This is a genomic window from Marinomonas sp. G8-14, from assembly GCF_055808935.1.
Genome location: NZ_CM147891.1, coordinates 60,622 through 82,945 on the forward strand (window position 1 = coordinate 60,622; position 22,324 = coordinate 82,945).

24 protein-coding genes, 1 pseudogene and 1 riboswitch are annotated in these 22,324 nt (G+C 41.7%); of the genes and pseudogenes, 10 read left to right on the plus strand and 15 right to left on the minus strand.

The features are described from left to right. The first annotated feature begins 12 nt into the window (after positions 1 to 12). A complete protein-coding gene (yegD, locus tag AC0L6V_RS00310) occupies positions 13 to 1,377 on the plus strand; it encodes a molecular chaperone (protein WP_265216740.1) in 1,365 nt (454 codons plus the stop codon). 41 nt (positions 1,378 to 1,418) lie between these two features. Here the strand turns inward: yegD and AC0L6V_RS00315 are convergent, their stop codons facing one another. Beyond that, positions 1,419 to 3,470 (minus strand): methyl-accepting chemotaxis protein, encoded by a 2,052-nt coding sequence (locus AC0L6V_RS00315; protein ID WP_111606402.1) that lies wholly within the window; start codon positions 3,468 to 3,470, stop codon positions 1,419 to 1,421. 251 nt (positions 3,471 to 3,721) lie between these two features. Then, positions 3,722 to 5,272, minus strand: coding sequence for an OFA family MFS transporter (locus AC0L6V_RS00320; RefSeq protein WP_265216743.1), 1,551 nt, complete (start codon positions 5,270 to 5,272; stop codon positions 3,722 to 3,724). 425 nt (positions 5,273 to 5,697) lie between these two features. Between AC0L6V_RS00320 and AC0L6V_RS00325 the strand changes: the two genes are divergently transcribed. Next, entirely contained in the window at positions 5,698 to 6,765 is a 1,068-nt protein-coding gene (locus AC0L6V_RS00325; RefSeq protein ID WP_265216745.1) for an FUSC family protein, read from the plus strand. A gap of 149 nt (positions 6,766 to 6,914) precedes the next feature. Then, a riboswitch (cobalamin riboswitch) is annotated at positions 6,915 to 7,132 on the plus strand. A 66-nt stretch (positions 7,133 to 7,198) separates the two neighbouring features. Continuing rightward, positions 7,199 to 7,870: an energy-coupling factor ABC transporter permease gene (locus AC0L6V_RS00330; protein ID WP_111606399.1), complete on the plus strand. Its 672-nt coding sequence runs from the start codon at positions 7,199 to 7,201 to the stop codon at positions 7,868 to 7,870. Between the two features lie 66 nt (positions 7,871 to 7,936). Here AC0L6V_RS00330 and AC0L6V_RS00335 read toward each other — a convergent pair. Beyond that, positions 7,937 to 8,825: pseudogene (locus AC0L6V_RS00335) on the minus strand (LysR family transcriptional regulator). 147 nt (positions 8,826 to 8,972) lie between these two features. Between AC0L6V_RS00335 and AC0L6V_RS00340 the strand changes: the two are divergent. After that, entirely contained in the window at positions 8,973 to 10,178 is a 1,206-nt protein-coding gene (locus tag AC0L6V_RS00340) for an MFS transporter (RefSeq protein ID WP_418138664.1), read from the plus strand. Between the two features lie 22 nt (positions 10,179 to 10,200). Here AC0L6V_RS00340 and AC0L6V_RS00345 read toward each other — a convergent pair whose 3' ends face one another. After that, complete coding sequence (locus tag AC0L6V_RS00345) at positions 10,201 to 10,743, minus strand: DUF3237 domain-containing protein (protein ID WP_111606396.1); 543 nt, start codon at positions 10,741 to 10,743, stop codon at positions 10,201 to 10,203. A 212-nt stretch (positions 10,744 to 10,955) separates the two neighbouring features. Beyond that, the gene (locus AC0L6V_RS00350) at positions 10,956 to 11,357 is read right to left on the minus strand and encodes an NUDIX domain-containing protein (RefSeq protein WP_265216747.1); all 402 of its coding nucleotides are present in this window, start codon (positions 11,355 to 11,357) and stop codon (positions 10,956 to 10,958) included. A gap of 111 nt (positions 11,358 to 11,468) precedes the next feature. Here AC0L6V_RS00350 and AC0L6V_RS00355 point away from each other — a divergent pair, with 111 nt between their 5' ends. Next, positions 11,469 to 11,861, plus strand: coding sequence for a tetratricopeptide repeat protein (locus AC0L6V_RS00355; protein ID WP_321160226.1), 393 nt, complete (start codon positions 11,469 to 11,471; stop codon positions 11,859 to 11,861). Positions 11,862 to 11,904: 43 nt separating this feature from the next. Continuing rightward, the gene (locus AC0L6V_RS00360; protein ID WP_409419193.1) at positions 11,905 to 12,483 is read left to right on the plus strand and encodes a 3'-5' exonuclease; all 579 of its coding nucleotides are present in this window, start codon (positions 11,905 to 11,907) and stop codon (positions 12,481 to 12,483) included. A gap of 172 nt (positions 12,484 to 12,655) precedes the next feature. Here AC0L6V_RS00360 and AC0L6V_RS00365 read toward each other — a convergent pair whose 3' ends face one another. The 4 genes from AC0L6V_RS00365 to AC0L6V_RS00380 form a co-directional block, all read right to left on the minus strand. Then, positions 12,656 to 13,153, minus strand: a complete 498-nt coding sequence (locus tag AC0L6V_RS00365) for a fasciclin domain-containing protein (RefSeq protein ID WP_265216749.1) — start codon at positions 13,151 to 13,153, stop codon at positions 12,656 to 12,658. 174 nt (positions 13,154 to 13,327) lie between these two features. Further along, complete coding sequence (locus tag AC0L6V_RS00370) at positions 13,328 to 13,759, minus strand: acetyltransferase (protein WP_111606391.1); 432 nt, start codon at positions 13,757 to 13,759, stop codon at positions 13,328 to 13,330. Positions 13,760 to 13,944: 185 nt separating this feature from the next. After that, positions 13,945 to 14,271 (minus strand): type II toxin-antitoxin system RelE/ParE family toxin, encoded by a 327-nt coding sequence (locus tag AC0L6V_RS00375; RefSeq protein WP_111606390.1) that lies wholly within the window; start codon positions 14,269 to 14,271, stop codon positions 13,945 to 13,947. Continuing rightward, positions 14,271 to 14,546 carry a type II toxin-antitoxin system Phd/YefM family antitoxin gene (locus tag AC0L6V_RS00380; RefSeq protein WP_111606389.1) on the minus strand — a complete coding sequence of 92 codons (276 nt, stop codon included), beginning with the start codon at positions 14,544 to 14,546 and terminating at the stop codon, positions 14,271 to 14,273. Before AC0L6V_RS00380 ends, AC0L6V_RS00375 begins: the two co-directional genes overlap by 1 nt. A 203-nt stretch (positions 14,547 to 14,749) precedes the next feature. Here AC0L6V_RS00380 and AC0L6V_RS00385 point away from each other — a divergent pair, with 203 nt between their 5' ends. The 4 genes from AC0L6V_RS00385 to AC0L6V_RS00400 all read left to right on the plus strand — a co-directional run bounded on the left by AC0L6V_RS00385 (position 14,750) and on the right by AC0L6V_RS00400 (position 16,086). Then, on the plus strand, positions 14,750 to 14,971 hold the full coding sequence (locus tag AC0L6V_RS00385) for a TA system antitoxin ParD family protein (protein WP_111606388.1): 222 nt from the start codon (positions 14,750 to 14,752) through the stop codon (positions 14,969 to 14,971). After that, positions 14,964 to 15,254 (plus strand): type II toxin-antitoxin system RelE/ParE family toxin, encoded by a 291-nt coding sequence (locus AC0L6V_RS00390; RefSeq protein ID WP_265216751.1) that lies wholly within the window; start codon positions 14,964 to 14,966, stop codon positions 15,252 to 15,254. The genes AC0L6V_RS00385 and AC0L6V_RS00390 overlap by 8 nt, the downstream gene beginning before the upstream one ends. 280 nt (positions 15,255 to 15,534) lie before the next feature. After that, positions 15,535 to 15,765, plus strand: coding sequence for an addiction module protein (locus AC0L6V_RS00395; protein ID WP_418138665.1), 231 nt, complete (start codon positions 15,535 to 15,537; stop codon positions 15,763 to 15,765). Between the two features lie 9 nt (positions 15,766 to 15,774). Further along, the gene (locus AC0L6V_RS00400) at positions 15,775 to 16,086 is read left to right on the plus strand and encodes a hypothetical protein (RefSeq protein ID WP_110573988.1); all 312 of its coding nucleotides are present in this window, start codon (positions 15,775 to 15,777) and stop codon (positions 16,084 to 16,086) included. 203 nt (positions 16,087 to 16,289) lie between these two features. Here the strand turns inward: AC0L6V_RS00400 and AC0L6V_RS00405 are convergent, their stop codons facing one another. The 6 genes from AC0L6V_RS00405 to AC0L6V_RS00430 all read right to left on the minus strand — a co-directional run bounded on the left by AC0L6V_RS00405 (position 16,290) and on the right by AC0L6V_RS00430 (position 21,808). Continuing rightward, positions 16,290 to 16,712, minus strand: coding sequence for a DUF4145 domain-containing protein (locus AC0L6V_RS00405; protein ID WP_265216754.1), 423 nt, complete (start codon positions 16,710 to 16,712; stop codon positions 16,290 to 16,292). A 120-nt stretch (positions 16,713 to 16,832) separates the two neighbouring features. Continuing rightward, on the minus strand, positions 16,833 to 17,609 hold the full coding sequence (locus AC0L6V_RS00410; RefSeq protein ID WP_265216755.1) for a hypothetical protein: 777 nt from the start codon (positions 17,607 to 17,609) through the stop codon (positions 16,833 to 16,835). An 84-nt stretch (positions 17,610 to 17,693) separates the two neighbouring features. After that, on the minus strand, positions 17,694 to 18,776 hold the full coding sequence (locus tag AC0L6V_RS00415) for an ATP-dependent nuclease (protein WP_418138666.1): 1,083 nt from the start codon (positions 18,774 to 18,776) through the stop codon (positions 17,694 to 17,696). Further along, on the minus strand, positions 18,709 to 19,341 hold the full coding sequence (locus AC0L6V_RS00420; RefSeq protein ID WP_418138667.1) for an AAA family ATPase: 633 nt from the start codon (positions 19,339 to 19,341) through the stop codon (positions 18,709 to 18,711). The genes AC0L6V_RS00415 and AC0L6V_RS00420 overlap by 68 nt, the downstream gene beginning before the upstream one ends. A 1,298-nt stretch (positions 19,342 to 20,639) precedes the next feature. Beyond that, positions 20,640 to 21,014 (minus strand): transposase, encoded by a 375-nt coding sequence (locus AC0L6V_RS00425; RefSeq protein ID WP_188322931.1) that lies wholly within the window; start codon positions 21,012 to 21,014, stop codon positions 20,640 to 20,642. Between the two features lie 8 nt (positions 21,015 to 21,022). Further along, entirely contained in the window at positions 21,023 to 21,808 is a 786-nt protein-coding gene (locus tag AC0L6V_RS00430) for an IS4 family transposase (protein WP_409419169.1), read from the minus strand. Positions 21,809 to 22,324 lie beyond the last annotated feature (516 nt).

Genomic DNA, 22,324 nt, shown 5'->3' on the forward strand with positions numbered 1-22,324 from the left:
GGTATAGAATAAATGATTTGTGGATTTGATTACGGAACATCGAATTGTGCATTAGGTATAGTGCAAAACTCGCTTGTACGCTTGGTTAATTTAGAAGAAAACCATGCTTTTCTCCCTTCCACTTTGTATGCGCTAGATCGAGACTTAATTACTGAATCTGTTATAAGGGGAATGCGAGATATTCCTTCACGACAAGCGTTCTCTGAGCTACGTCAAAATGCCTTAACGCGAGCCAAACGTGCTCGTTATGAAGAAGACATTGCGGATGAAGATCAAACGTTATTTTTTGGACGCGCAGCGTTTAATGAATACTTCCAGTGGCCGGAAGAAGGCTATTTTGTTAAATCCCCAAAATCTTTTCTAGGTGGCGCTGGGTTACGTGCAGAACATATTCATTTTTTTGAAGATGTGGTCACCGTGATGATGCAGAATATCAAGCAGCGTGCTGAAAAAAGTTTGGGCGAAGAGATTACCCATACGGTAATTGGCCGTCCTGTGAATTTCCAAGGTTTAGATGCTGATGCAAGTAATCGACAAGCGTTAGATATATTGACAACAGCTGGCAAAAGGGCTGGTTTTAAAGAAATTGAATTTCTTTATGAGCCAATTGCTGCAGGTTTAGATTTTGAAAAATCCTTAGCAGATAATAAAACCGTGTTAGTTGTGGATATTGGTGGTGGTACGACTGACTGCGCGATGGTTCGTATGGGGCCTGAGTATTTAACAAAAGAAGACAGACGAAACGATTTCTTGGCACATACTGGAGAACGAGTCGGCGGTAATGATTTAGACATACAAATTGCGGGTAAGCATTTTATGCCACTATTTGGCATGGATTCTTTATTGAAAACAGGGTTACCGATGCCGACTCAGTTGTATTGGAATGCGATTACAACGAATGATGTGTCTGCTATTGCGACATTTAATAGTATGGAAACTAGGCATCAGATCAATCAGTTGCGTTTGGATGCAGCACAACCCAAATTGATCGAACGATTCTTACGTATGCGAGAAGAAAAGCATAATTATCACATAGTACGCAGTGCGGAAGAGGCTAAGATTGCCTTGTCCGATACGCAGCAGTATCTTGCCTCATTGGACTATATTGAAGCAGAGCTAAGTGCTTCCATTAGCCGTGAAGAACTGACTCAGTCAATTTTTTCACCCTTAGAAAAAATGTTGAATTTGATGACGTTGGCCATAGAGCAAGCAGGCGAGAAACCGGATTTGATCTACATCACCGGTGGATCAGCCAAGTCACCAGTGATTCGCGAGGCAATTCAACATCGGCTTGGTGATATCCCTGTGTTAGATGGGGATCACTTTGGTAGTGTGGCGGCAGGATTAACGGTCTGGTCAGAGCGTATTTTTAGATAAAAAGAAAGCGAGCCAACAAGGTTGGCTCGCTGGATAGCGTATTACAGAGAGAAGCGATCAATGGACGACTTCAATTTGGTTAATACCTCTGACAGTGTTTTAGTGGTTGCCATCATGTCGTTGACACCATCGGCTGTTTGATTAGAAAGGTCGCGTATATTTTCGAGATTTTCATTCACGCTCGCAGCAACGGCAGACTGTTCTGTGATGGAACTGGCAATGTTAATCGACATGGAGTTAATCAGGCTGACTGACTGGGTTACCTTCATTAATCCTTTGCTTGCCGCGATGGCTTTCTCCGCATTGCCGGCAGCTTGATCTCGACCATTGATCACTTCCATAGACGCTGTTTTCGACAGTTTCTGCAGTTGGGCTATCATGCCTTCAATTTCTGCAGTAGCGTCTTGGGTTCGAGTTGCCAGTGTTCTGACTTCATCCGCCACCACCGCAAAGCCACGGCCTTGTTCTCCAGCTCGCGCCGCTTCAATCGCAGCATTAAGCGCAAGCAGGTTAGTTTGCTCAGCAATACTGCGAATTACGTCTAGCACGGAACCTATGCTAATACTTTCCTTCTCAACCTCTTGCATCACTGTAGAAGCATGCCCAATGACATTGGCCAGACCTTGCATATCCGAGGCGACGTTGTCGACGACTTGGGTGCCGGATTTCGTTTCTTTGTCCGCTTTCTGAGTTTCGTTGGTGGTGTCGTTGACATTCTGCGAGACGTTCTCTACAGCGATAACCATCTGACTCATCGCGGTCGCCACTAAGTCTGTTTCTCCCTGTTGTTTGCTCATGCTTTTAGACGCGAGATTGGCGGTTGACTGTACTTTTAAACTCGCGTCCGTAAGGAGCTCCATGCAAGATCTGACCTCTAATTGCATGGATCTTAGTTGAGTAATGGTATTTCGACCATGTTTAAATAGCACATCGATTTCGTTTTGGCTTTCTGTTTGGTGATGTGAATGACGATGAAATAAATTGGTAGAGAGATCGCCATTACCCAAGGCTTGCAAATCTTGCCCTGCTTGTTTTAGTGGGGAAAGTACGCGTTGTGTAATGAAAGAAATCATGATGACTAAGAGGATAGCGCAAAGAATAGAAACAAGGATTAGGCTGTTTTGAACAGACTTAGCAACCACAGTGAATTCTTTTACAGGGCCACCAGTAAGGATCGCCCAGTTCCATTTTTCGGCGCGACTAAATGCCATGACGATGTCTTGTTCTTTTCCATTGATTGTTTGTTTGGTTTGAAATACGCCATTCTTTTGCTGTTTTATCAGTTCTAAATATTTTTCAGCCTCTTGCACATTAATCTCAGAGAAGAGTTTGTCTTTATTCTGCGAGTCAACGACAATTCTACCAAAGTCTTTGCCATCTTGAAGATTAATGACGGTGGCTTTTCCTGTTTCGCCAAATGATAGGCTATTTATTTCTTTTTCTAAGTTTTTTAGTCCTTCTGTGTAATCAAAGCCGATGTAAAGTATACCGATGACTTTTCCTGTTGAATCTTTAAAGGGAACGTATTTTGTCATGTAGTTACGACCAAATAAGGCCGCAGGGCCAGAATAGATCTCACCGTTAATCAGTGTTTGATAAGCGGGATGTCCTTTACCTAACAAGGTGCCGTAGGCTCGAGTGCCATCGGCTTTTTTGAGAGAAGTACTGATACGTAAAAAGTCATCACCATACCGAATAAACACCGTCGCGGTGCCGCCCGTCATCTTGGTGAATTGATCTGGTTTATCAAAATTTAGGTTGATTACTTCGCCCGAATTGGTGGCTAAAGGGCTGTCATATTCACCAATTTTAACGGTTTCTGAATCACTGACTGTGATGCCGTTAGGGAACAGTGTGAAAAATATGTCGGCTAATCTATCCGTACTACTTTCTAAGTTCTCGTTATAAAAATCGAGCAACATACTGCCTTGACCAGAACTGGTTTGTAATTCGTGCTCTATGCTTTCTATAAAACCATTGTAAGATTTACTTGATGTTAGCCAAGTGAGTATTCCAAAGCAGGTAATAGAGACTAAAAATACGACGATGGCTAATTGTCGAGTGATTGGCATGGTTCTAATAAGCTGTATCATGGCGTGTTCCTCTGTTTAAAGGTGTGCTTTGTAATCAAGTCAATACAGCTGCAAATAAAGCTATTATTATTGTAATTGTTTTTATGTTTATTGCTAAATAGTGACTGAAAATAAGTTTTAGAAGATTTTAGCAATCGAAGAAAAACGGGCTTATTCTAAGATTGATCTAATCGCCTTATATAAAGAACAACAAGATAATTTTTGTTTTGTTGTTCTTATTTTTGTAACAAATAGTGAATTTAGGTCAATAGTTATAAATTTGGATGTGTTTTTTCCACATGATGCTTTTCATTTACTGGACGTATCATGAGATTTGCAAAAAAGCCAATAACCAACAAACCCGCCATGGCATACATGGTGGTATTATAAAGGCCAGATGTGGGATCTATGGTACCTACAGGCGCAATGTCCATCAGGTTGCTTACCGTGACAGTTTTTGCTGCAATTAACTCGTTTAATTGTGAGATAGATGCGTTGAATTTAGCTTCAAAGGCTGCTGGGTCAATTTTACTGGCTAAATCGTGAATGGCACTTTCCACAGACATGTTTCTTAAGTAAGTAATAACAAATGGCCCTAAGACTCCGGCTGTTGCCCAAGCGGTAAGCAATCGACCATGTATGCCACCAACGTGTAGGGTGCCAAAAATATCCGCCAAATACGCAGGAATAGTGGCGAATCCACCGCCATACATGGTGAAAATTATCATGCTAGCCCCATAAAACATGATTAACCAAGTGATCGAGGGATCAGCGCTGACCGCTGAGGCAGCGAACGGAATGGAAAGGTATAAAAGTGTGCCAAGTACAAAAAAACAATGATAAGTGTTTTTCCGACCGATGAAGTCCGAGGTTGACGCCCAAAAGAACCGACCACACATATTAAAAACCGAAATCATCAAGACATAGGTGCCTGCAAAGCTGGCTGTGGCAATGGTTGGTAATGTGGTACCAAATATTTCTGTCATCATGGTTTTTGCGATACCGATCACACCAATACCAGCGGTCACATTGAAACAGAGCACAATCCACAACAGCCAAAATTGCGGCGTTTTTAAGGCTTGATCAATGTGCACGTGATTACGGCTAATCATGCTATTTGTTTTATCTTTGGCTGGCGGTGTCCAACCTTCAGGCTGCCAATCTTTAGGGGGGACCCGATAAGCAAATGCCGCGACCATCATAATAACGAAATACACGATCCCAAGGGTGAGGAAGACGCTAGCGGCACCTGTATTCCCCGTGCCTACAACATACACACCAGCTTCCCCTGGAATAGGGAGTTTTGAGGCTTCGGAAGCACTGGCCACGACGACTTCAAGCTTACCATTTGCCATTTCAGCGAAGCGTCTTCCACCTTCGGTAATAAGATTTACCGCCGATTCTGGCCCAAGATAGGTCGGTGCGATGGCAAATTTCTCTAGTAAAAACGTTTTTAATGGGGCGCCAATCATGGCGCCTCCGCCGAACCCCATGATCGCCATACCTGTTGCCATACCGCGTTTGTCTGGGAACCAACGAAGTAGAGTCGATACGGGAGAAACATAGCCAAGCCCTAAGCCACAGCCGCCTAATACACCATATCCCAAATAGACTAGCCATAACTGATGTGTTGATATCCCTACGCTGCCGATAATAAAGCCACCGCCCCAGAGAAAGGCTGCGGTTACGCCAACGCAGCGTGGGCCGACTTCTTCTAACCATTTGCCAGCAACAGCAGCAGATAAACCAAGAAAGACAATGGCTACAGAGAAAATCCATACTACACTGCTGAGACTCCAGTCTTCTGCTGCGCTGCTAACCACACCAAACTCTTTGGTTAAAGCTGGGTTAAAAATACTCCAAGCATAGACAGAACCAATACATAAATGAATGGCAATAGAAGCGGGGGAACTAACCAGCGGTTAAAGTTAGTTGAAGCAACAATTTTGTCCTTCATTAAAAAAGATAAGAGCGTGCGAATGAGGTTCATAATCTGTGTCCTTCAGAAAATTGGTAGTAACAACATCGAGCAACAAAATATTATGAAAGACACTATAATGTTTTTTTATGTGAAAATATAAAAAAATTTATAGTTTTGTTCGCAAGCGCACTTTTTTTAGTTTCGAAACAATATTTATCCTGTTAAGTGGTGAGTAACCTTGCTGTTTTGTGTGTTTTTTTCATTATTGATAGTCAGGAATGATGGTAAAATGTTTATCTATTAAACAGATTTTTACGGAGTATCTACTTGATAAAAGCCTTATTGATTCAGTTAAGAGACCTTTTCTCGTGGAGTGACATTAAACGCCCTTGGCATTTGGCTGTGCTTGCTGCCCTATGCGTTGGTATCCCAGCATTGATAGGCGCGGCCACAGATCAGTTTGCGATAGCAACGCTATCAAGCCTAGGGACAATGGTTATTTTGTACTTGCCTAAAACGCGAACAGCGCATCGTATGGTGACGCTGGCCATGTGTTCATTTGGCTTTATGGTCTGCTTTACCATTGGATCGCTTTCTAGCTTTAATCCATATTTAGCGGCTTTAGCTCTTGGGTTGTTGTCCTTCGGCGCAATTGTTATTACGCGTTATTACCGTTTGCCGCCTCCGGGTAGTTTTTTCTTTATTCTCGTTTCTGCTTTAGCAATTTACCTGCCTTTTGACTTAGGTAAATGGGCATCGAATATTGGCATGGTGGCTTTAGGTGGGATCTTATCCTGTGCTTTAGCCTTTGTTTATAGCTTAATGACTGGCGCGAATGATTTGCCAGCAACAACAGTCGAAACCGATCCTCAGGTTAATGCGATTATCTTAGAAGGGGCGTTAGTGGCTTTTTTTATCGCTTTTTCTTATTTGTTCGCTCTATGGTTAGCATTACCTAATGCTCTTTGGGTGCCGATTTCCTGCGCCGCCATTTTACAAGGCGCGACTTATCGTATGATTTGGCACCGAAATGTTCATCGTATTGTTGGAACCGCAATTGGTATGGGGGTCGCTTGGTGTTTGTTCTCTCTGCAGCCAAATTATTGGGTATTGGCCCTTAGTATGATTCTTTTCCAATTCTTAGTGGAATTGTTGATTGTGAAGAACTACGGTGCGGCTGTTATTTTTGTTACACCATTGACCGTGATTATGGCGGAGTTTACCAGTGCGAATATGAGCACAGATGTGTTGTTGCTGCATAGATTAGTGGATATTTCTATTGGCAGTGTTATTGGTATTGTCGGCGGGACTATTTTCCATCGCACTTCTCTCCTTAAACATATTGAATCAAGAATGAATGCGCGTAGCTCCTTATCGGGTCGACGACCTTCTTAATATTTTTTAATGTCGCTGTTTACTATGAATACCTTTCTTCTTTGGATGAAAGGTATTTTTTTATCTACTTTTATTTATCGCCTGTCTGTTGCGTAAAAGCTTGTTAAAACGTAGGCTTCGAGATTCTGATAGCACGCTGTAAAGCCGTGATAATCAGTTCTTGTGAAGGTGCCCTAAAGGGTGAAACGGGAAACAGGTGCGTTTAATTCTTGTAAGCAATCCCTGTACTGCCCCCGCAACGGTAAATAAGTGGTGTGTTTCTTCTTACTTCCACTGTCTTTATAGACGGGAAGGAATGAGAGTCTTCGAAATACAGCTCTTCCAAACACTTATCAGTCCGGAGACCGGCCTTCATTAATCCGGTTTTTCTAAGCAGAAAAACCATCAATTTGAATCATACGGGTGAGTATGAAGCATATTTTGGAGGCACATAGTGCATATTGAACCTGGCGTCGTTGATGGCGCAAAAATTGTTTTGAGTTATGCTACCGCTTTGGCGGCGTTTGGCTTTTCTGCGAAAGCATCTATTGAGATGATCAAAAAAGAGGGTCTCATGTCTTTGATCGGTCGCAGCGCATTAACCACACTGCTTGTCTTTGCCTTCTTTGAACTCTTTCCTCATCACGCGGTTGGTGTATCGGAAGTGCATCTTATCTTAGGCTCAACGCTGTTTCTTATCTTTGGTCCTGCGGCTGCTTCTATTGGTTTGATGTTAGGCTTATTAACGCAAGGTGTTTTCTTTGCCCAATTTGATCTACCTCAATACGGCATGAATGTCACAACCTTGTTATTACCTCTGTTTGCTATGTCGGCCGTTGCGCGCCGAACCATTGCTGAGAATACGGCTTATGTCGATATTAGCTATAAACAAGCATTGAAACTGTCCCTAACTTACCAAGGCGGTATTGTCGCTTGGGTGGCTTTTTGGGCGTTTTATGGACAAGGTTTCGGTGCCGAGAACACCGCGGCCGTGGCGACCTTTGGTATTGCGTATTTAAGCGTTGTGCTGATTGAACCTGTTTTAGATCTTGCTGTATTAGCGGGTGCGAAAAGCCTGCATCGCTTTAAGAACTCGTCTTTGTTTGAAGCGCGTTTATTTAACTAGTTAGAAAGCGTAGTTCTAAATGCCTACTCTGTTCACTGATAATACCGTAAGCAGAGTGGGCATTTTTTATGTTTTGCGTTTATATCGACCATGTTCACTAACAAACTCTAGGAAAGCACGATTGGCTTTTGATAGATAACTGTCTTTGCGCCAAGCAATACCTAGATCTAGCCAGATTGGTGGATCAAAAGAACGAGTGATCAGTTCATCGTCTTCTTCGATAACCATGGCGAGTAGGGTAGAAATACCAAAACCTTGTTGAGTGATGGATTTGATAAGCGGAATTAAGTTGGTTTCGAAACCAATCTTAGGTGTCCTGTTACAGGCTTTGGCCAGCTTATCGACAATGCGCCGATGAAAATACCCTTCTTTGAACATGACTAATTCTTCTTCGAAAAATGCTTCAGGGGAAATTTTCGTTAGCTGGCTAAAAGGGTGATCGGTCGCCACAGTCACCAGCATTTCTTCTCGAATGAGGGCTTGAGTTTGTAGACTATCGGGAAGTGTTTCAGCAACGATAACGCTCAGGTCCAATTCGCCACTTTCGAGCATTTTTTGCAATTGCCAAGTTCCCCCTTCGATGACTCTTAAGGTAATAGTGGGGTATTTATGGCGAAATGCCATCAGAATCGGTGGAAAGTAATAAGAGCCCCAGCATGCTGGGAATGCCCACACGAACCTCACCTTGGCTCAACCCTTTTAGCTCACTCATTTCTAACAAGGCATCGTCTGTGGCTTGAATGATTTTTTCAGCATGAATCAGCAGTTTTTTGCCTTCGTCGGTGAGTCCGATATTTCGATCTGCTCGATGAATTAAGGTTAAGTCCAAATCCGCTTCTAGCTTTTTGATGGCCATGCTGACCGCCGGCTGTGCTACGCCTAGCTGTTGGGCGGCTTTGGTAAAGCTCTCTGTCTTGGCTATCGCAATAAAATAACGCAGAGGTTTAATGTCCATCAATAACCTTTATGGATTGGATAAGATGGATATATTTTATTGATTATTTGGCTGGGCGTATAGTGTAACTATAAAAAAGCATTTTTTGTTGGGTTCATCATCGGGCTGCGTCCCGTGGTGTGTTACTGTGATTCGTGGAGAGTGGTTGTGATTGAAGTGGGCAGTTCCGTATTTTGGCGAGGCACCGTGGCGCTTATCATTGGTTCTTTTATGATTTTTGCCAATGTGTATGTGACACAACCCTTGTTGCCTATGATTGCCAATGAGTTTGCCATTACCCCACTGCAAGCCAGTGGTAGCTTTACCATTACGACACTGACCTTGGGTATATCTTTGCTTTTCTACGGCCCAATTTCAGATGCCTTAGGTCGCAAAGGCATTATGGTGATGACCATGATAGGCATTACGTTAACGACGTTTTGCCTTTCTCTTGTACAAAGCTACGAATCGTTATTAGCTTTACGTGCTTTACAAGGATTTTTTCTAGCGGGTTTGCCAGCTATTGCCGTGGCGTATTTGGGTGATGAATACACACCGGAAGCCTTAATGGTGGCCGTTGGTTTATACATTAGCGGCAACACACTGGGCGGCATTGGTGGTCGTCTGATTGGCGGTTTTGTTGGCGAATGGCTAGGACGCTCGGCAACGTTTGGCGTCATGAGTGTGATTAGCTTAATTTGTTTATTGGCCTTTTTTGTCCTATTACCAAAATCCCAACACTTCGGTCCCAAGCCTCTGCGTGTTGGTCATATCCTGATGAACATGAAAAGCCATCTGCAGAATCGTCGCTTACTAACTAGTTATTTCATTGGCGGTTTTAGCTTCTTCATTTTTATCAACCAATACAGCTACGTGACCTTCGTTTTGGAAGCCGCGCCTTATAACTTAACCGCTAAATACGTTGGCCTGCTTTTCCTTACCTATTTGTCTGGTACATTGGGTTCAGCTATTTCGGGTAAACTTGCCAAACGCTGGAGCCAGCCAAACATCATGGTACTAGGCACTTGTATTTTCATGTTTGGTTCACTCGTCACATTAGGGGGGTCTTTATTGGCGATCATCGCGGGCTTATTGATAAACAGCTTTGGTTTCTTTTTATGCCACTCAACGGCGAGCAGCTTTGTGAGTCGTAATGCCAAACACGCTAAAGCCAGTGCTTCTTCCTTATACTTGGTGTTTTATTATTTAGGTGCCAGTCTTGGTGGGTTTTATCTTGATCCTTTCTGGCAAGCGGATGGTTGGACGGGCGTCATCATGGCATCTTGGTTAGTGTTGGGGATTGTTGTTTTGGCTGAAGTCAGCTTGGTTCGACAAAAAAGAGTTGTAAACGAGCTAAGCTCCGATAACGTTTAAGCATCGGAGCTTAAGAAAAAATTTAGAGAAGTTGCCACACTCGAATGATTACCGCTGGATTTTCGTTGTAGTTATCTGCTCTGTCTAACGTGCCTAGAAAAACAGATTTATTCATCCATTCATAGGGGCTGCCGATCGGTGCTTCGAAACTTAATACGCTTCGGGCATAACGATTATTTGGGTCTTCTTTAGTGGGTTCTGGGCTAATGGTTACCTTGTTTTGAACTAAGATTACAAAGCCATCGTCGGTTTTTAGTGCGTATTTTGCATCTAGCTCTCTGCTTCCGTCAGGTCGGCCAAGCTGCCAGTCACCGCCGCCTGGTATGATTTTGCCTTTCATCGATGGCCCTGCAAATTCGCCACCTGTTATCCAAACAATACCTCGTTCACCATATTTGCTTTGTCCAACGGTGACGCGTTCTTTATCTATCGTCACGCGAGACTCGTAGACAAATTTTGTTGTAAAACGGTCGTCTCTATTCGGGTTTTCATCGGCGGCTGATGCAGCAACACTGCTTAGTAAAAAGATTGAACACATCGCTATGTTGTTCATGATTTTAAACATACTTGTTCTCCATTTTTATTGTTATTGCCTTTGTAATCTAAGCACTGCTTTTATAAAAAAAGCATTTTGAGAATAGAGGTATGATGTTTGTCTTTGTAATTGTTTAATCGATAAATGATATTGATTTTTGCGATAAGCGAAATATCCCCGTAATTAATCCCTTAGGTTCAGCATTCACTCGAAAGGGTCTTATTTTACGTCGTCGTATGAATTTACAGGATTATTAATGACAAGCTGAGTCTTCGATACTCTGCCAGTGCCACTTTATCCGCCTCGATATCAAGTGGGTTTGCTTCAAGCGAATGCCAAGCGACTTCGTCCGCTTCTAGCGAAACGATCGTGCCTGTCCATTGTGTAATGACATAATAATGGATGAGTTGAAGCTCTCCTGTTGGGTGATACAGAGAACATAAATACACATAAGACGTTGGAACGATATCCAGCTCTTCTTTTAGCTCTCGAAATAGGGCTTGTTCTCTTGTTTCACCGTGTTCCATATGACCACCAGGAATCGCGATCAAATTGGGATCGTACTCTTTGTCTTGGGCGCGTTTTTCTAACAACACCTGATTGTCTTTTAGTAATATAAAAGACACACATTCATGAACTTGCATCGAGATAACTCCCATTATTTTTCAAGATCCCAGTGAAAAGCTGTCATAAATTCTCTATTAAAATTACCATACTCGCCATGACATAATCGAATGCAGCAAACAGAGTGAAATATGAACACCAAAATATACAAAGAAGTGCTTTCTCTTGCGAAAGTGCTTATGACTTGCGCCAACAAAAAAGACCAAGTTGGCTTTGATGCATCTTATCAAACGTTGCTGAGACTCTGCGAAGAGAACGACGGTACTGACAAAGACCATCCGGTTCAATGGGAAACCCTTGCCGATTTTACCGATGACTTGGAGCAGGCCATTGCTCTCTATGACAAAGCCCTAGCAAAAGCCACCGCAATCAACGCCAAAGATTATCTCTCTTCCATCGGCTTTTCTGTCGCTCAACTAAAAGTAGAGCTAGGCGATAACGCTGGTGCTATTGCATACCTAGAACAAGCTAAAATTCACAGCAATAAAATCATCGACAAAGAGCCTCAAAGCGGACATCCATGATTTATTAAAAGCACTCAAAGGCGTCTAAAAAAAGAGATAAGAAATGGAACGTCCCAGCAAGGAACAAATCAGCGAATTACCCTTGTACATTGGTCTTGGTCTTTCCGATATTTACATCGTTGAGAACGAACTTGACGCAGCACAAGCCATAGAAGTCCTAAAAAACGAAACCAGCCTAGGATTCGATACCGAAAGCAAACCGATCTTTCAAAAAGGAGAGGTCAGCCCTGGCCCATCGCTTATTCAACTGGCGACAGAGTCCAAGGCGTTTCTCTTTCCGGTTCGATTTGCTGTCGCCGTTGCAGCGGCCAAGGAAATTTTAACCAACCCAAACATCAAGAAGATCGGTTTTGGTATCAAAGACGATAACAAAGAACTGCGAAACAAGCTCAACATCGACATAGTCAATACGCAAGACTTATCGATGACTTTGAAACGTCTTGCTGGAGAAAAAAACAGCATTGGTGCCCGTGCTGCTGTCGCCATGGTACTGGGGAAACGTCTTGGCAAAGGCGCCCAGAAATCCAACTGGGGCGCTTATCCACTGAAAGAAAATCAGATTCTGTATGCGGCGAATGATGCTCATGCTGCCATATGTGTGGAGAGGGCATTGAGTAAATGAAAAAATAAAAATGTTTTCTTTTTACTATTTTATTTAAAGAAAGTTCTATTATCTTTAATGGTTTTATAAGGGATGGGTGCTTGGTATTAAAATACCAAAAACACAGAAGGAATAAAGAATATCCCTCTGCGTTTTTAAATGGTATTAAATATTTACTATTACTTAGGACCTATTATTTAGGCAGTAATACGGTATCGATTACATGAATTACACCATTGCTTGCTTCAACATCAGCAATAACGACTTTGGCATCATTAATCATCACATTATCACCGCTCGCTTTAACCGTCACAGTCTGACCTTGAACGGTAGTTGCACTGTCAAGTTTTACCACATCTGCTGCAGTGACTTTGCCAGCGACTACGTGATAAGTTAAAACAGCAACGAGTTTGTCTTTGTTTTCAGGCTTTAACAGCATTTCTACTGTACCAGAAGGCAATTTTGCAAAGGCTTCATCGGTTGGTGCAAAAACAGTAAATGGGCCTTCACTTTTTAGAGTGTCAACAAGGCCACCCGCTTGCACCGCAGCTACAAGCGTATTAAAGGAACCATTTTCAACTGCTACGTCAACAATATCTTTTTTCATACCATGGTGATCCGCATGGGCAGCTGGCATAAACATAACGCTAGCAGCGATAATAGGTAATGTTGCAACTAATTTTTTTAACATAATAATGTCCTTTAAGGTTAAATAATAGTTTGGTGTTTCAGTTTGTGTTCAACATGAATATTTACGGCGCTAATAAAAAAGCGGATCAAAGTAATGTGAAAAAAATTAAAAATAATAAATCTGAGGAGGGAAGTGCTTTGAAAAACTGAGGGGATGCGCTGTTTCGCAGAATGTTTATAGCGCCATATGCAACAGCGGATATGGCTTACCCTGACCATCTACTGGTGACCGGCCTATCACTTTAAAGCCAATATGCAGATAAAAACCCAGTGCTTGCTCATTTTGTTCGTTTACATCGACCTTTGAAGCGCCCAGCTCATGGATAGCATTGGCCGTCAACATGGTACCAATGCCTTTTCCGCGAGCAGCAGGCGAGATAAACAGCATCTCAATATTACCGTCATGAACACCACAAAACCCTTGAATTTCACCTTGCGCATTTTTAGCACACCTCAACTCAACGGCATCAAAATACTGCTCTAAAATTAACGGCTTTAACGCTTGGAGATCCTCTTCGACCAAAAAATCATGAGTGGCCCTGACCGAAGACTCCCAGATTTCTATTAGCTTGAGATAGTCTGCTTTTTCTACGGTTTCGATATTCATGATCAAACTCGATTAAACATTGAATAGTTAAGGGTCACATAGTGGTGTCGCCACAGCTATGACGCTCTGTTTAGTGGTGGTGTTTCTACAGGAGCGGATTTGTCATCACACGTCAGAGAAATCACAACTAGATGGCTGATTTTTTTAATTTTTCATCTGACCCTTTATTCCGACCCTTTATTCCCTTAGGCTTTGAACAAGCGGCGTTCGATAAGAGACTGCATATCACGATGACCATCAGTGATCACCATGACATAAACAGACTGCGAAATGATTCGATAAATAATACGGTAGGGTTTGAAATAGATTTCTCGATACTCCCGTAGGCCGATTGCTAGCAACTCATTTGGATAAGTCCCGCGCTCGGGATTATCGGCAAGGCTTAAAAATGCCTCTTCAATTTTGTCTAGAACGTAATCTGCTTTCTCTGGTGCATCATGAGTTTCGATATACTCGTATAGAGCCTCAAGATCGTAAGCAGCATCATCAGTGAGAAAAAACCGATAGCTCATTAGCGGCTTTTACTCCGGTTACGAAGCTTGGCGACAACGTCACCAGCAGGCTGAACTTTACCTTCTTCTATCTGACGTTGACCCAGAGCCAATATCTTAAGTAGCGCCATAGTCTCTTGAGTTTGCTCATAGCTTTTGATGTCTTGTATAACAGCCTTAGCCTCACCGTTTTGAGTGATCACCATCGGCTGCATGTTAGTAGACAGGTTACGCACGACCTCAGCAGCATGAGCTTTCAAATAGCTAATAGGTTTGATTTGATCTGATAACTTCATAAATACCTCTTCGTTATGACCAAATATAGTCTTTAAATAGGTCGTCGGTCAATGAGGGTAGTCGTGATAACGCGGGGGGTAGTTTCTTCCTCTTTTTAATGGAAGGGCAGATATGTGAAGTATTGGGGGTGTTGTTGTGATGCGCATTGCTACAAATGTGGTATTTTGCTACATTTCTTATACAACACTAAGGAGATTTTATTATGTCTACAGCAAGTATCCGACTTGACCAAGAACTGGTTGATAAAGCGGCCATCATGGCGAAAGCCTTAAACCGTACAACACCTAAGCAAATTGAACACTGGGCGAAAATCGGCGAAATGATGGAAGATAACCCCGATTTACCCTATGAGTTCGTAAAACAAGCTATCATTGCCCAAGCGGAAAAAGAAGCCGGAAAACTTGAGGCCTACAGCTTTGGCTAACATTACTCAAGTTCTTCAAACAACCACATTTAAAAAAGCGGTCAAAAAACTGCATAAAAATCAAAAAGCGGATTTAGATAACGCGATCAGAGAATTGATTGAAGATCTGCTTCTAGGGCAACAGAAGAAAGGCGATCTATCTTTTCTTCGTGTGTATAAATTTAACATGGTGAAGCAACTTACATTACTTGGTTACAGCTATGAAGATGGCACCCTTACACTCGAACTCATGGCATTAGGTAGTCATGAAAATTTTTACCGTGATGTGAAAAATATCGTCTGAGCGGATATTGATCATAATGGTTAAGCCAGCTCCAATTTCTTAGATTTGGAAAAAAGCCTAATCCTAATTGTTACAAAACTCGAAACTCGCAATTGTTCTTCGCATGAGTTCTCGAAAAGTAATTCAATTTTGAGCAACCAAACCACAAAACATTTCGCTTACTATTTTCATGTATAACGCTAAGCTTACCAGACTATGTAATCCGGTAGAGTGCCTTGTGATGGAGTACATTTTGGTGCATCATTTGTTCATTATCATTTGAAAAGTTTTAGGTGATGCAATGGAAACAGCACAACTTGAAAGTATTACTAGTGCCGCTATGAATTTGCCTGAGAAAGAGCGTGCTAAACTTGCACATGATCTGGTTGCCAGTTTAGATGGTCCAGCCGATATTAGTGTTGCAGAGGCTTGGGACATTGAAATCTGCCGCAGAATCAATGACATTGAATCAGGCAAAACTGAACTTCTTGATGTTGATGAAGCCATTTCACGCGCCAGAGCCTCGGATTAGGGGCTGATCTTGAAGGTAAAGATTAGCACGGAAGCTAGCGTAGAATTGACCGAGGCCGCTGCTTGGTACGAACTTGAGATACCCGGTCTAGGAGAGCAGCTCATTACTAGTTTTGAGCAGGCTACGGCAAAGCTCAGCAAACCAAACCCACCGCTCGTACCGGTCATTGGTAAAGCTGCCAAGCTTGGAGCCAAAAAATTGATTCTTCAAAGGTTCCCTTTCTCCTTGGTGACTATAGCAAGTAGTCAAACAATTACGGTCGTTGCTTTCGCCCATCATTCTAGAAAACCCGGTTACTGGCACGATAGACTCACCCCATAACCAAGGCGAGAGCGTGAACGTTTTTTAAACAGTCAAACTCGATATTATTGCTTAATTTTGAGAATAAATGTATTAGCTTCTATAAAGACAGCGCCAGTAAATTGAGTAATGTGTTTAATTTTCATCTGACCCTAATATCCAATGATGGAGAACAAAAACGTAGGGCGTCATCAGCGAAGCGTGATGCGCCGTTGACCGTCTTGTTAGCAATGCTTACCAAGATATGCCGCTCCAAGAACTTCTAAATTTTTATTCCAAAGCTCGGAGATGAGCTTTATAGAAAAACTATGAAAGTTATTAACGCCCAATTGTTCTTTTTTGACTAGACCTTGCAGTTTTTCAAAGTCTGACTCTTTCAGGCGAAATATTGGATTATGCACAGCATCATTTCTTAATTCACGAAACCAGTCATATAGCTTAAACTGAAAATCATCTATAACCGATTCCTTTTTAAGTTTCTCTAGCCGTTGATTATGATTTTTTAGCTGCATACTCGGAACATGATGATCTAGCAGGTTTTTTACCATCATTTCTACGAACGAATGAGAAACTATTACAAGCAAGCGAGGATTGTCTTTGACAATTCCAATTTCCTCACCGACTTTCAGCATATAATCAAATTCCAAAATTAACTCCTAATGTGTTAACGCTTGCCTATGGAGCCGGAACGACGTTGATTGTTTGATGCGAGCGAGGTGGAAAAGCACAAAACGAGCAACGCAGTGAAGGTCGGATTGAGCTGTTTGTTATGAGCCATTGTTATAAACACCATAATAGGTTACGCCAGCTTGTATAAGACCCACAATAATTAATGCAAAGGTTAGCCATTTAGTCGCATTGGATTGTGCTAAGTTATCCCTATGTCTTTTTTGATCTTCTTCATAAGCAGAGATTGTGACTAACGCTTTTGGTGATAGCTTGTAGCCATATTGTATAGCTTGTAATTCTCCACTTTCTTCGAGTGATTTCAGAAGTAAGTCGTTGTAGGCCAACTGTCTGGTTTTATCTGGATGAAATACCCACCTTTGCGTATACAACATGCCAGATAAAGAAACCGAACTTACAGTAAAATTTCTATTCTCGATTGTTTCCTCGAGAATGATTTTAAGCGTCTCGATTCTTTCCGAACGAACTAATTCTTTGCGATTGAAAAGAAACTGTTGAATTTTACCAAGCACAATTTTTAACTTATTCCATGGTAATATTCCTTCAAAGAAATATTGTGGGATCGAAGAGTAACATAAGTCGTATACACCGTAAAAGTGGGTAATATCTAACTCATAATCACTTAACCAAGGCCAAGGTATAGAAAGCTCTTCAAACTCTTCTTGATTAAGCCAAACCTTACCAGTGACACCTTTAGAATCGATTTTGTTACAAAGAATCGTCCAAGATTCATCCTTTGCTCGGATATAAACGACATTACAATTTACATCTTTGGCTTTCTCTCCGGATCTTGGAATACGATCAGGAGCTAGTTTCTTTAGAAGTGATTTTAATATCCATCTTTTGAAGAAATTCACGAGGTTATCCCTAATGGCTCATAACGCCGCGCTCACCGGTAAATTATGAGCGCAGCGATTAATTTATCCGTGTGCAGCGCCTTGTTAAGCCATGGCATCTAACTCAGCCTGCGTGTTATATAAGCCTTTATGAGTTCCATCAATAATTGAACTTAGAGATTCCCTTAACTCTTTATATCTGGCATTTGTTTCAAAATCATTTGACGTTAAGTGAGTAAATAAATTGTATGGCTTATCTTTAGTCGGAGATTCGTTGAGATAGAAGCCTTCAAAATCAGGGTTGTGAACAACAGTTTTGACTCGTCCATTTGTAGAGTCAGCTAACGCTCGAATATTTATGTTAATTGTCCACATGGCATTTGCTACACCATCTTTTCTGAGTTTGGTATCTAAGTCATGGACGGCAATGGCATTAGCATTGAACTGATTAAAAATCTTGATGAATGTCGGTATATTTGCCTTACCTCTACAGTTGATTACGCAATAACTTCCCTCCATTCCACTCTTTTCAATGATGTACTGATACGCCAAATATTCAGTATCGCCCTCGACTAATATTGCATTTGGATAAAAAAAGAACTCATTCACAGTTGGGCAACAACGATTAAGCATCTTGAGATTATCTCGTTCGTCAGGACTAAAATGAGCTTTATCCGTCTGAAAGTAGAAAACTCCCTGCTGGTTATTTGATACTTTTATTAGCGTTGTGTGATCTTGAGTCAGGTCGATGAATACTGGTGAATGTGTGGTGCAGATGACTTGCCATCCTTCTAGATCTGCGAGTGCATAAATGGCTTTCCTAGCAGCTCTTATTATTGATGGGTGAAGATTAATTTCTGGCTCATCAATCAGTAGCACTTTAGGAGTTTCATCTTGTATTACTTTTGTTCCTTTTTTGTACATTCCTTCGCTACATAAAGCGTTCACAGCAGACCACAAAAAAGCTCTTTTTAATCCAGTACCTTGGTGTTCTAGCGATGATGGGTGGTTACTTGTTTTAACAAAAAACTTACTGCCATCTTTAATGGCATCTTCTGCCTTAAACTTACCAACACCAGTCTCAAAGCTTACGGTAGCACCTTGAAAAAGCTTATTTAGCTCAACCTCTATTTTGTTGCTTAGCTGTCCAATACTCCCCGAGAGCCTCTTTATCAACTTCTTGAGCAAGTTTTTCGATTTCAGCTACAATTCCAGCAACTTTACTCTTGTCATCTTTTAATTTTTTTGCGGCATTCTTTGATGCCAAGTCCTTTACAACTTTCTCCAGCGCATCGTAACCATCATTTGGGTTTAATCTTATAGGGGTTGGCAACCTGCTTTGTAGTAAAGTATTCCAGCCGCCAGCTCCGCCTTTCTTCCAGTCATTTGTTTTGTTGCTGAAACTATATTTAACACCGCTTTCATCGGGAGTTTCCCAACGAATTTGAAATTTTGCGCACTCCCCAAACTCAGGATCATTTTGCAAATGCCATTCCTGCCCTAAAGTTTCGATGTCGTCCTGCGTAACATCATTAAATACTCCTGTAATTATCACGGGTGTATTGGCATTTCGACCGTGAAAATGATCCAAGCTTAACGCGCTTCCCATTGATACATAGGCTTCGTATGCATCTAAAATTGTAGACTTGCAGCTGTTATTCGGGCCGACCAAAACAACAATATTGTCGATGAGTATTTTTATCTCGTCCTTAATGCCCTTAAAGTTTGAGATAAGTAATGCAGATAGTTTCATGGGAACATCCTTATTGATAGGGCTTAACATTTTGTTAATGCGCATGCGCGTTTAGACAATTTAAAAATCTTTCAATATCTTTGTAGGAGCCTGAATAAATTGGATTTTATAAAAATATTAACAGAAGTTAAAACTGGAAAACTGAGCGTGCGCGTTATTTTTTTATCCACAGCGCGTTATTTCTGTGCTGTAGATCCTTATTCATTGATATTAGGGGACTTTCTTGCTTCCTGCCAGTACAAATACGCAAAAAACGACTATTTAAAACTGGCAAACCGAGCCAAAATTTGGCAACTATAAAAATAAACTGTATATGCACCCATAAATTGCGTTTTAAATTTCGGCTCAAAAAGGTAGTTTCTTATCCTAGCCCATAAGAGATCGATTCCCGCTTTCGCGGAAATGACTTATTTTTAGTGGGAATAATGAAAGCTTCGCTTTCAGCGGCATATTACGCTGCGCTCATGATGCCCTACGGGTAGGTGGGATTATAGTCGAAAAGAGATTAACCCCATCCTCCGCCTTCCCCTTGAAGATAAAAGGGGAAGGGACTTGGTGATCAGTAGACATTACCTTCTGCGCTTGAAATCCCGATGAAGTCAGTTCGACGCAATCCCGATTGCGCGACTCTATGGAGTTTCAGAGTCAGTTAAAAATATCTTCTCTCCAGCCTGCAAAAACAATCTATGCCTTACGATATAAAGAGCATAAGGGAACAGTTATGTGCCTATGACGAAAATCAGGCATTAAAGATCTTAAAGAGACCTTTTGGTTACTTTTGCGGATCTGGGCAAAAGTTACACGCTCAGCAGAGCGGAACCCAGTTTGCAAACTAGGAAGCGTTGATAAGCAACAAATATACTTGAAGATCCAAAGAACACCCCATCCTCCGCCTTCCCCTTGAAGACAAAAGGGGAAGGGACTTGTTGATTTGTAACCATTACCTTTTATCTTTGAAATACCGATAAAGTCAGTTCGACGCGACGAAGTTGCGCGACTTTATGGCGTTTCAGAGTCATTGTTTGATGAGCTATCTCCCACCGAATAAACAATCTATGCCTTACGATATAACGAGCGTAGGGGAACAATCATGCGCCTATGACGAAAGTCAGGCATTAAAGATCTTAAAGAGACCTTTTGGTTACTTTTGTACTTTTCTGAATTAAACAGGGGGCAAAAGTTACACGTCCAGCTTTTTCCTGAATTAAGGAGCGTAATAAAGGTTGGGAATGCAAAGCGTTTGAATGGAACATGAATTCCGCGTCGGGCTAAAGCCTTAAGGATCCCCACATTTATTTCTAGCACTTGGTTTCCAATAGAAGAAGGTCTAACGCCTCAAATAACATTTTTTCTGTTATTTCATAACGAGAGGTTTTCAGGATCCTTTTGGCTAAATAGCAATAAGACAATACTCGCCTCGTTGTTATCGTATTTGATTGGAAATGACGATGATAACCTTGCATCTCTGCCGCTTTCCCAATGACGTAAAGGCACCATTGAGCAAGTAAGGCAATTAACAGAAGGGTTTGTAATCGCTCAATAGATTGGCTTCGGCTACGTTTTAGTCCTAGCCCATAATATTCGTTCTTCGTGTCTCGGAATGCTTCTTCGATAGTCATTCTGCGCTTATAAATATTGACTAGAGCAAGAGGAGGAAACTCGCCTTTTGGCAAGTTACTGACTAGAAACCAAGGCTCTCTGTTTGCTTTAGAGCACTTCTTATAATTGTTACAGTTTGGTCTTTTAACGGGTTTGCTTTTTTCTTTGTAGGGCGTGGACTTTTATACAAAACACCACGACAAGGCCATTGTTGTTGTTTTGATAGACGCAAGCCGGACAACTCCATTGGTTTTGTGGTGGCTTGATGATGATAACCGTCAACGAGAGTCCATTGTGGTCGTTTATCCGTTTGGCATTTTACCGTTCCACGTGTACGTGCAAGCCAATACCAATCTAATTGCTCTATTGCTTTGAACCACGGAACCTTAAATCCTGCGTCCGTGCAGATAATAGGGGTACAGTCAGAGGGAAGTATTTGCTTTAAATTATTTAAGAAGTCGACATGTCTTTTATGATTATTCATAGCTCCTTCAGGGTGTACTTCTTCATATAAAGTGAAAGCTCTTCCCTGAAAGGCCACTGAGGCGCGCAGTAAAACAAAGCTAAAATCATAAACACTTGACCAATCAACAATGATGGGCAAGAACTCTTGTGAAGAAAAGTGAGAGGCAAGGGTCTTATAAAATTGATTTCGGCATTGGTGTAATTGGATGTTTCCTAACAGTCGATCAACTCGTTTAATGCAATATTTTTCAATGACGTTAGCGTCTTCTCCTAGTTTTCTACCAATTGCCGTTAGGCTTAATCTGGCGCCTTCTTTAACGGAGGATACTGCATCTGATAAAGCTGTATAGGTTCGCTTATCAATGGAGATTGAATTGTCAGGAAGTAAACTTGATAATAACAATGTGATGCCCCTTGTCTGGCTTATTTTTTGGCGAAAATAGTTTAACCAACAAGTGGGCATCACTCTATATTTGTGGGGATCCTTAAGGCTAAAGCCGCGACCTACAGTGAAAGCTTCGCTTTCAGCGGCACATGACGCTGCGCTTATGATGCCCTGAAAAAAACCAGCATCACAGATGAAGTCAGTTCGACGCGACGAAGTTGTGCGACTTTATGGCGTTTCAGAGTCAGTTAAAAATATCTTCTCTCCAGCCTGCAAAACAATCTATGCCTTACGATATAACGAGCGTAGGGGAACAGTCATGTGCCTATGACGAAAATCAGGCATTAAAGATCTTAAAGAGACCTTTTGGTTACTTTTGTACTTTTCTGAATTAAACAGGGGGCAAAAGTTACCCGCTCAGCAGAGCGGAACCCAGTTTGCAAACTAGGAAGCGTTGAGAAGTAACAAATATATTTGAAGAGGGAAAGGACTCAAAAAAAGCCCCGCAGAGCGGGGCTATCAAACTAGGGAGTG

Coding starts and splice junctions, on each gene's coding strand:
- AC0L6V_RS00365 (WP_265216749.1), bottom strand. CDS start 13,153: ATGTTAAAAAAATTAGTTGCAACATTACCTATTATCGCTGCTAGCGTT.
- AC0L6V_RS00380 (WP_111606389.1), bottom strand. CDS start 14,546: ATGAAGTTATCAGATCAAATCAAACCTATTAGCTATTTGAAAGCTCAT.
- AC0L6V_RS00345 (WP_111606396.1), bottom strand. CDS start 10,743: ATGTTTAAAATCATGAACAACATAGCGATGTGTTCAATCTTTTTACTA.
- AC0L6V_RS00355 (WP_321160226.1), top strand. CDS start 11,469: ATGAACACCAAAATATACAAAGAAGTGCTTTCTCTTGCGAAAGTGCTT.
- AC0L6V_RS00395 (WP_418138665.1), top strand. CDS start 15,535: ATGGAAACAGCACAACTTGAAAGTATTACTAGTGCCGCTATGAATTTG.
- AC0L6V_RS00350 (WP_265216747.1), bottom strand. CDS start 11,357: ATGCAAGTTCATGAATGTGTGTCTTTTATATTACTAAAAGACAATCAG.
- AC0L6V_RS00420 (WP_418138667.1), bottom strand. CDS start 19,341: ATGAAACTATCTGCATTACTTATCTCAAACTTTAAGGGCATTAAGGAC.
- AC0L6V_RS00370 (WP_111606391.1), bottom strand. CDS start 13,759: ATGAATATCGAAACCGTAGAAAAAGCAGACTATCTCAAGCTAATAGAA.
- yegD (WP_265216740.1), top strand. CDS start 13: ATGATTTGTGGATTTGATTACGGAACATCGAATTGTGCATTAGGTATA.
- AC0L6V_RS00315 (WP_111606402.1), bottom strand. CDS start 3,470: ATGATACAGCTTATTAGAACCATGCCAATCACTCGACAATTAGCCATC.
- AC0L6V_RS00385 (WP_111606388.1), top strand. CDS start 14,750: ATGTCTACAGCAAGTATCCGACTTGACCAAGAACTGGTTGATAAAGCG.
- AC0L6V_RS00375 (WP_111606390.1), bottom strand. CDS start 14,271: ATGAGCTATCGGTTTTTTCTCACTGATGATGCTGCTTACGATCTTGAG.
- AC0L6V_RS00360 (WP_409419193.1), top strand. CDS start 11,905: ATGGAACGTCCCAGCAAGGAACAAATCAGCGAATTACCCTTGTACATT.